At 73.4% G+C, this 1,032-nt stretch carries 1 protein-coding gene; it reads right to left on the reverse strand.

Features of this window, described 5'->3' with window-relative positions; translation table 11 throughout:
- Positions 1 to 62 precede the first annotated feature (62 nt).
- Positions 63 to 854: an IclR family transcriptional regulator domain-containing protein gene (locus AQJ91_RS48400; RefSeq protein ID WP_067036839.1), complete on the reverse strand. Its 792-nt coding sequence runs from the start codon at positions 852 to 854 to the stop codon at positions 63 to 65.
- Positions 855 to 1,032 lie beyond the last annotated feature (178 nt).

Below are 1,032 nucleotides of genomic sequence, written 5' to 3' on the forward strand. Positions count from 1 at the left end.
GCTGAGGCGGGTCACGGTGCCCCGGCTGGACCCCGCCCGTCCTGGCATCGGCCGCCGTGCCCTCAGATGTGCGGTACCGCCGCGACGCGGGCGAAATCCGCGCTGATGTCTCCGGCGGTCTGCAGCAGCAGCGGCAGATGCGCCTCGACGAGCCGCTCGACCGACGTCTCGGCGGCATGGCAGTTGACGTTGAGCGCCGCGATGACCCGGCCGGAGCCGTCCCGCAGCGGGGCGGCGACCGACCGGATGCCGTGCGCGAGTTGTTCGTCGGTGAGCGCCCAGCCGCGGGCCCGCACCTCACGCAGGGCCGCGTCGCGCTCCTCCCGGTCGGGCTGCCAGGACGGCGACAGCCCTGAGCGCGACGGCTCGGCGAGGACGCGTTCCAGCTCATCGGCCGGCAGCGCCGCGAGCAGCACCTTGCCCAGGGAGGTCGGCAGTGCCGGGAAGCGCGTTCCGATCTGCACCGACAGGGTCACGAGCTTCGGGACGGCCACGCGCGCGACGTAGACGATGTCGGATCCGTCCAGCTGGGCCACGGAGCACGATTCGCCGGTCCGCTCCACGAGCCGCTCCATGTGGGGCCGGGCGATGTCCCACAGGCCCATGGAGCGCACATACGCGACGCCGAGTTCCAGCACTCTCGGGGTCAGTGCGAACCCCGCCTCGCACGACCGGACGTAGCCGAGCTCCTCAAGGGTGAGCAGGATCCTGCGGGCGGTCGGCCTGGCGAGTCCGGTCGCGCCGGCGACCTGGGACAGCGACATCGCCGGTCGCCCGGGCCGGAACGCGGCGATGACCTCCAGGCCCCGGGCCAGCGCCTCGATGAAGTCCGGTCCTGTTCCCTGGCGTGGCACATGGCTCCTCGGCTGGGATCGGGCTGTGTCACCCGCCAGAGTAGCTGGCCGGCGTCCGTCATCCGGATGGATGTCCGCTCGACGGAGCTCGTCCCGACCGCACGCGGCCGGCCGGCACCACGGAGGCGGTGCCGGCCGGTGCTGCCGGGTCCCCCGCGGCTATCGCGTCCCCTTTGCC

Source organism: Streptomyces dysideae (genome assembly GCF_001514305.1).
Lineage (GTDB): Bacteria > Actinomycetota > Actinomycetes > Streptomycetales > Streptomycetaceae > Streptomyces > Streptomyces dysideae.